Source organism: Microcoleus sp. K4-B3, from assembly GCF_036704615.1.
Taxonomy (GTDB): domain Bacteria; phylum Cyanobacteriota; class Cyanobacteriia; order Cyanobacteriales; family Microcoleaceae; genus Microcoleus.
The window spans coordinates 1-7,460 of record NZ_JAUBSF010000152.1 but is presented as its reverse complement, the minus strand read 5'-3'; the positions used below and the strand labels follow the sequence as shown (position 1 = coordinate 7,460).

Annotated in this window: 8 protein-coding genes and 2 pseudogenes; 8 read left to right on the top strand and 2 right to left on the bottom strand. The window is 41.5% G+C overall.

Translation table 11 applies throughout. The annotated features are described in order from the left end of the window. The 6 genes from QUA78_RS31045 to QUA78_RS33015 all read left to right on the top strand — a co-directional run. A partial coding sequence (locus tag QUA78_RS31045) for a transposase (protein ID WP_333306438.1) occupies window positions 1-528 on the top strand: 528 nt, incomplete at its 5' end. Between the two features lie 131 nt (window positions 529-659). Beyond that, complete coding sequence (locus tag QUA78_RS31040; protein WP_445302413.1) at window positions 660-824, top strand: transposase; 165 nt, start codon at window positions 660-662, stop codon at window positions 822-824. Window positions 825-832: 8 nt separating this feature from the next. Further along, window positions 833-1,210, top strand: coding sequence for a hypothetical protein (locus tag QUA78_RS31035; protein WP_333399212.1), 378 nt, complete (start codon window positions 833-835; stop codon window positions 1,208-1,210). An 87-nt stretch (window positions 1,211-1,297) separates the two neighbouring features. Further along, window positions 1,298-1,648 carry a POTRA domain-containing protein gene (locus QUA78_RS31030; protein WP_333306441.1) on the top strand — a complete coding sequence of 117 codons (351 nt, stop codon included), beginning with the start codon at window positions 1,298-1,300 and terminating at the stop codon, window positions 1,646-1,648. Window positions 1,649-1,699: 51 nt separating this feature from the next. Then, window positions 1,700-2,692 carry a ShlB/FhaC/HecB family hemolysin secretion/activation protein gene (locus QUA78_RS31025; protein ID WP_333306443.1) on the top strand — a complete coding sequence of 331 codons (993 nt, stop codon included), beginning with the start codon at window positions 1,700-1,702 and terminating at the stop codon, window positions 2,690-2,692. A gap of 886 nt (window positions 2,693-3,578) precedes the next feature. Further along, a complete protein-coding gene (locus tag QUA78_RS33015; protein ID WP_445302414.1) occupies window positions 3,579-3,782 on the top strand; it encodes a transposase family protein in 204 nt (67 codons plus the stop codon). Window positions 3,783-3,946: 164 nt separating this feature from the next. On the opposite strand, the gene QUA78_RS31020 is transcribed toward QUA78_RS33015, so the two are convergent. Together QUA78_RS31020 and QUA78_RS31015 are read right to left on the bottom strand one after the other, a co-directional pair. Continuing rightward, window positions 3,947-4,207: a hypothetical protein gene (locus tag QUA78_RS31020; RefSeq protein ID WP_333306446.1), complete on the bottom strand. Its 261-nt coding sequence runs from the start codon at window positions 4,205-4,207 to the stop codon at window positions 3,947-3,949. Window positions 4,208-4,275: 68 nt separating this feature from the next. Continuing rightward, entirely contained in the window at window positions 4,276-4,593 is a 318-nt protein-coding gene (locus QUA78_RS31015; protein WP_333306448.1) for a hypothetical protein, read from the bottom strand. Window positions 4,594-5,209: 616 nt separating this feature from the next. Here QUA78_RS31015 and QUA78_RS31010 point away from each other — a divergent pair. Both QUA78_RS31010 and QUA78_RS31005 read left to right on the top strand, forming a co-directional pair. Further along, a pseudogene (locus QUA78_RS31010) lies at window positions 5,210-5,735 on the top strand (helix-turn-helix domain-containing protein); the annotation flags it as partial. A gap of 86 nt (window positions 5,736-5,821) precedes the next feature. Continuing rightward, a pseudogene (locus QUA78_RS31005) lies at window positions 5,822-6,935 on the top strand (IS630 family transposase). Window positions 6,936-7,460: the final 525 nt, after the last annotated feature.

The following is a 7,460-nucleotide window of genomic DNA, read 5'->3' as shown; positions in this document are numbered from 1 at the left end:
CAAGAATGGGATATTAATATCAGTACGGAAACTATTAAGAGAATACTTAAAAAACTTTGTATGAGTTGGCCTAGGATACGTCGAGGTGTTGGCGGCAAGCCAGACCCCATAGAATACAAGGAAAAAACCGAAAAATTGTCAGAATTAAAACAACTAGAAGATGAGGGAAAACTTGATTTATACTATTTGGATGAATCCGGCTTTTGTGGCATCCCTTGTGTCCCTTATGGATGGCAAGATATTGGTGAATATTTGTCAATTGATAGTCGTAGGACTAAGCGTTTAAATGTCTTGGGGATCGTGAATCGGCAAAACACGCTTTATGCTTATGTTTCAGAGCAGACTATTAATTCTGATGTAATCATAGCCTGTATAGATAATTTCTTTGCTGTGGTGGGGCGGCCAACATTTATTGTGGTAGAGCGAGCTTCTATTCATACTAGCAATGCCATTTTTGATAAACTTGAAGAATGGAAAGAACGCGGTTTAACTATATTAGACCTCTTGCAAAATAATTTTATGCTATAATTAAGGGTTGGGCTTAAGTGGAGCAGATTGGAGGTTATATCAGCACTTTACAATTATGAGTTAGCTCTCAGGTCTAAAATTCAAAACCTTTAATTGTAACATAGATTTTTTTTGCAAGAGGTCTATTAGAATTGCCGACTTATTCACCTGAATTGAATTTAATTGAGATATTGTGGCGGTTTATCAAATATGAATGGCTCGAAATAGATGCCTATTCTAGCTGGCAATCTCTTGTTTCATCTGTCGAAAAAATTCTTAAAGAATTTGGAGATAATTATGTAATTAATTTTGCTTAACTACTTAAGTGCAAATAACTATAAAATATGGCGAGTCTGTCATGCCCGTGCAACCTTCTAGAGGCTTTTGTAAAATCAAGTTTTTCAAGGCATTAGCACTTGGTTTTTCAATTGCAGGTATTTGCTCCGCACCGCTAGCAGCTCAAAGTGTTGGCGAGTCCATGGTTGCTGCCGACTCAGGGGTGCAAGCGCCAATTTTTAATAATTTACCCAATCAAGAAACAGCAGACGATCGCGATCGGCTTCGTGATTTATACTCGGGTTCAGAATTAGATAGAGACAGTAAAGATCCCGAAAACAACATCCGGGAGTTTGATGGCTCGACTGAAACTCAGGCCCCTGAAACTCTCGCTCAGTTGCCGAACCGAGGAGGAAACAGACAATAATTTCCCATTCCCAACCCGCTGCCGCGAAATCTTCCTCCCCTCCCAGAACCAGCGCCCCCAGCGCCCCGGCCTCCGGCAGAACAGCTTTTGTCGCCTGCTGTTCCCGCGCCGGCACAGCCAGCAGAATTGCCCAACATTCCGGGTACGATAAAGGTCGATCGATTTGAAGTAGTTGGCAGCACCCTCTTTAGCAAGGAAGAATTAGACGCCGCACTCAAAGACTTTGTAGGCCGCCCGCTCACTTTCGCCGAATTGCTGCAAGCCCGTTCTGCTGTGAGCCAACTCTACATCAGCAAAGGTTATATCACATCTGGAGCGCTGATTGGGCCGCAAACGCTCGCAGGCTCACTTGTGAGGATATTAGTGCTAGAAGGCAAGCTAGAAATTATCAATGTAGTCGGGACTAGGCGGCTAAATCCTAACTACGTCAGAAGCTGATTAGCCGATTCAACTCGATGCCCGCTGAACGAACAGCGCATACGGTCAGCTTTGCAACTGCTGCAACTTAGCGGGCAAGTCGCAAATATCTCAGCGGAACTGCAAGCGGGTTCTCGTGCGGGTTTTAATTTGCTGTTAGTCCGAGTCAAAGAGGCAAAAACGTTCCAAGCTGAGATTTTTACTGACAATTCTCGCTCTCCGAGTGTGGGGAGTTGGCGGCGCAAAACTCAAGTCCGGGAAGCTAATTTGTTGGGTTTGGGAGATAGTGCGAGTTTGATTTATACAAATACTCAGGGCAGCAACGCTATCGATTTTAGTTACACGCTGCCAGTGAATCCCCGCAACGGTACGGTAAGTTTTCAGCTAAGCCGGAGCAAAAGCAATATCGCCCGGCTGCCCTTTGACGCTCTGGATATTGAGGCGTCGAGCCGCACTTATGAGTTGACTTACCGGCAGCCGATCGTGCAAACTCCGAGAAGACAAATCGCGATCGGTATCGGTGCTGGCAGTCGAGAAAGCGATACATCTTTGCTGGGAGAGGATTTTCCGCTGTCGCCGGGAGCGGATGATCGGGGTAGGACTCGGGTTTTGGCGCTGAGGCTGTTTCAGGATTTTACCCATAGGGGAGAGAGAGATGTCTTGGCGGTGCGATGGCAGTTCAGTCTGGGAGTGGGAGCATTTGGCGCTAAAGTGAGCAGCAGCGGGCCTGACACTGAATTTTTGGCGTGGCGGGGTCAATTGCAGTACGTGCGGTTGTTGACTCCTGAGACGCTGCTGGTAGTGCGATCGGAGGTGCAGTTGGCTGGGGGAGAGCTTTTGCCGATCGAACAATTTGGTTTGGGCGGCTCGGATACAGTGCGGGGCTACCGTCAGGATGGTTTGCTGGTGCATAGCGGGATTTTTGCTTCAGCCGAGTTGCGGTATCCGATTTTGCGCACCGGCGACAAACAAGGAGTTTTGCAGGTGACGCCGTTTGTGGATTTGGGCAATGTTTGGACAAATAGCGGGGCAAGGGCGACTCTGGAAGCGAATACTTTGCTGTGAGTGGGATTGGGCCTGCGGTGGCAGTACCGTGAGATGTGGAATGCTCGCGGAGGCTGGGGAATTCCTTTGATTGATATTAAGTCGAGCCAGAGGAGTTTACAAGAGCGCAGGCTGTATTTTTCTGTAGAATTCAAACCTTTTTAGGAAAGCAGCCGTTTTGCCCTTGGCGGAACTGAGCAATTCCGCTATATAGTAATAAGTATCATTCGGCACTCATCGTTAGCTGCCACAAGTGTATTTTACTGAGAATTTTTAAATTAAACTATGTCTAAGGTGCGGTTGCTGCTTTTAAGTTCTTTTGCTTCCGGTTTTGGGCTTTGCTCAATCATTTTGGCGATATTTACGATGACTTCCCGACTGTCGTTTACGTCTTTCTTTACCTTAGTTTTAACTTTGGTATTTTTTGTAATTAATCTACTTTTTGCTTTGCATTATTATACATCCATTACAAAGCAGTTGAGTGTCAAAGGTAAAAAAAAAGCTAGAATTTAGCGGTTGTGAAGCAGAAGCGCACAAAGGCATGGATAGTTTTTTATGGAATTTGAAGGGAAAGGAACACGCCTCTGGGTTAAGAAAACTATCTAGCTGTAAGCCATAATTATTTAAGGTCTAACTATTTAGAAAGTGCGATCGATCGGGGTTATTACTCAAACCAACCCGCCAAATATTCCAGATGCGACAAAGACTCGCTTTACTCCAGATGAATAGCGGGCGATCGAGGAAACTGTTGAACAACGTCACGAATACTGTAACGGGGAGATTATCCCTATCTCAGGAGGTTCCCCCCGTCACAGCAGGGCGGTTTCATTCTCCGGTCCGATTGCCAAAAGTAAAAGCGATCGCTTGTCTGATAAGATTTTTAGATATCGCTTAACAATAAATACATATGCTGACTCTAATCTCATTTCTGAAAAAAGTCAATGACCCACGGAAAAACTCAGGAAAAAGACACCCATTATGGCTGATATTACTATTGGTTATTTTGCGACTAATGTTCGGTTATTTGGGATATACAGAGCTGGAAACATTTGCTAAGTCTAACCAAAAACCTGGGAGGGTGACAAAGAGAGCTATAAAGTATATCCCATAAAAGTTGCAGCCCGTATTTCCTGTTGATAAAAGCGACGTTTATTGCGAGTTAATGAAATTAACTGTCTCACAAATTTAGAATGTTTATCGAGATAATTTACCCACTGTTCTCCATCCTGACCCATGTCAAATATACTCCATCTACGGTATTTTTGGCACTTGTCTTTACGACGAGATACATATTTTTGCACCTGCTTTTTCGCTCATTTCTGTGCCTTGAAATATAGCCGAGCTGTCAACGATGGCCATTAACAATATTATTTTAACAAGTCGGTCTCCCCTGAGACCACTCCCTTCTATATTATAGCCTCCTGTTTGACAATTTCGGAACATTTCTTCTATCCCCATCCGTTTTTTATAAGCTGCTATAGCTACTGGCAAGGAGCCTAAATCTGTGAGAATAAACCAGGCTTCTTTTCCTTTCAATTCCTGATAGTTTCGTTGCCATTTACCAGCGATATCAAACCCGACTACAGGTCTGGTTTTTCTCACCCTCACAAGAGTGAAAGTATCAAGAAGTGCCCGGTACTATTCCTCATCGGTCTAAGCGTTGCCAGATTAATTTTTCTGTTGCCAGACAATGATTTTTTTTCAGCCTCAAACAAAAAGATACACCCATTGCCGCATCGCCAGCTTGCCAAGTCCACTGAACAAAATTCACGGTCTCCTAAAACAATAACTTTATATTCTTTAAGTAATGGTAATACTTGTTGTAGAGCAAAGGTTTGTTCTGGTAGGTTACTGTTACCTAAATTAGGAAACAAACACCAATATAATGGAATGGCTCTTTTCTTCCAGATGAGAGCGAGCATAAAAAGATTGATACACCCCCACTGACTGCGGTCGATGGCAATTGATAGAGTTGGTCCTACAGAGCAATAAGTTGTTAACCAATAAGCGATTAAAGGGAACCAAAGAGCGTGTGAGCGTTAATTGAGGTAAATCGAGAAATCTTATTCTGCTTGCGACGGCAACTTTCGACCATAATTGGATTGGGAAATACCCTTGCAAGAGCCGCTCTAGTCTCACTTGTTTTTCCAATTGTATCAAGTCAAGCAAGATTTTGAGTAAAATAAACTGGGCGTGCGTCAGTTGTTTTTGTAAGTGGGTCTGATAGAATGTTGGTAACATTTATTTTTGGGATAGGAAGCGCGTGTAACAAATGAGCTGCCTATCTTTTTTTACCACAAATGGGCTCAAGCTTTACCCCATCTCGGTTTGGGGCGGATTGTCACCCCTTCAGACAAAAAACTGATGGGTAGTCATGCACAGTAATGATATCGTTTTCTTATGCAAGAATTATATAGCGATCGCAAATGATTTGTAAATAATAAATCATGTATAATGAGGACGTGAATCTAAGTAGGAGTTGAGATGTCCCACAAAAAATCGGCAGAAAAATTTGTGGAGCATGAATTCCAAGCTTGATTGGAACTCGAAAATTTTATTGCCAGCAATCCCGACCCAAGAGAACTTAAAAGAGCCGCTGCTATCCGCATATTAATTGAAGGGGTCCGCCGCGAAACTATTCAAAAGATATTGGGAGTATCATCTTCATTTATCAGTAAGTGGAAAATCAATTATGCGTTGCATGGAATTGAAGGGTTGCGCTTAAATCATCAGGGTTCGCGGGGACAACTTAAGCCAGAAGACCGAGCCGAAATAATCCAATGGTTAACCAATAAAAACCACGCTCGATTTATCCGAATTATCAAATCATATAGCAGAGCGGTATCAGATTGAATTTCAATCAAAAGCTAGCTACTATCAACTTTTTAAATCAGCGGGAATTAGCTGGAAAAAATCTCAAAAAAAGAATCCAAAGCGTGATGAAAAACTCGTCAAAAAAAAGCACCAAGAAATTTGTGAGATTCTGGAAGAACACCGCTCGGCTATAGAGTCGAGAAAGCTTGTGGTGTATTTGATTGATGAGTGTCATTTGCTCTGGGGAGATGGGGAGCATCCCGGTTTTGTAAAAGTAAGCTGTTGTGCCTTTAAATAGGGTATAATTAAAATTTAGTTTAGTCAATCAATACAAAAATGCCAGCCAAAAACCACCTCAATCCAAAACAAATAGAGAAACTACAAAAAGCATTAAAAGAGGAAGAAAAGGCAAATATTAGAGAAATAATTCTGATTTTATTATTGCTCAATGACGGAAAAACGCCATTTAAAATCGCTGAATTTTTGGGTTGTTCAGTAAACAAAGTATCTTACTGGTGTCTGAAAGGAGACCCAGACAATCTAGAAAGTCTAATAGATGAAAGGATGAAGGGAAATTACAAAAAAGCCACAAATAAATATATAAAAATATTATTAAAAACCATAGAGATAGAACCTCCAGAATTAGGATATGATTTTGGAAGATGGACAGCGCAGAGATTAGCAACATACTTGGAGGAATCCACAGGAATAAAATTAAGTGGAGGACAACTTCGGAGGATATTAAAGCAAAAAAAGTATGTTTACCTCGCTCGCTAAGTATAGCCTGGAGTCCAAGATAAATCCCGAAAAAAGAACAGCGTTTAAAATAAAAATAGCCGAATATTTAAAAATAGAAAAAGAGACTCCCGAACGATTACAGGTATGGTTTTGGGACGAGAGTGGATTTAGTTTAAGAGTCACCAGAAGAAAGAACTGGTGTAAAAAAAGCAGCCGAAAAAATGTCAGAGGAGACAGAAGAAAAGGAAGAGTTAATGTAATGGGAGGACTGAGGTATTCAGATAAAAAAAGGTTGGTAGAGTTTCTCAATAAAGGCAATTTAAATAATTTTTATAAAGTGCTAAAAATCTTCTATGGAGAGCTAATTAATGAATGGGTAGAAGCAGGTAATCAAGCCTCACAATTTGCTGAAAAAGGAGCGAAAATAGTTATCGTTCTTGATAATGCTAGTTTTCATAAGAAAGAAGAGTACCTGAAAAAATTTGAAACAGAAATGCCTAATCTTCATTTAGAATTTCTCCCCGAATACAGCCCAGACTATAATTGAATTGAATTAGTCTGGCATTCGACAAAAGAATATATTGCCAGTAGGCTATTTAAATCAATTGAAGAGCTAAAGTATTTATTGCATCGCCTCTTAAATGAAGGACAATTAATAATTAAATGGGGGCGAAAAATCAAAAACAAGGGTAATGCTTGTATCACAGTTTAAATGTGCAACAGCTTACCCTTGATACAATCAGAAAAACAAGTGAGATTAGAACGACTCTCCCGGGTATTTCTCTATCCAATTACAACAGAAAGTCGGCGTAGAAAACTACAAAAGTTTCTCGATTTGCCGAACTTAACTATCTCACTAATTTGGTTCCCATTAATTACTTATTGGTTGATTACTTATTGCCGTGTTGGTACTCGTTTATCAATCGCAATCGACCGCAGTCAATGGGGGCGCATTAATCTCTTTATGGTTAGTCCGATCTGGGAGCGAAGAGCAATTCCATTATACTGGTCACTGTTGCCAAAATTGGGAAACAGTAACTTCGAGTCACTCTCCTACAAATTTACAGCAAGTTTTACGATTATTTTCCGAATATAAAGTCATCGTTTTAGGAGACCGTGAATTTTGTGATGTCGATTTGGGAAACTGGCTGAGGGAAAAGGTAGAAGTTCACGGGGTTAGCGTGGCAGAAGAGAAGGAGGAATCCGACCAGAACGAGTACTCAAGACAGATTCAGTC

Excerpts from the sequence above, each read along its gene's own strand:
- QUA78_RS33015 (WP_445302414.1), top strand. The coding sequence starts at position 3,579 with ATGCTGACTCTAATCTCATTTCTGAAAAAAGTCAATGACCCACGGAAA.
- QUA78_RS31015 (WP_333306448.1), bottom strand. The coding sequence starts at position 4,593 with ATGCTCGCTCTCATCTGGAAGAAAAGAGCCATTCCATTATATTGGTGT.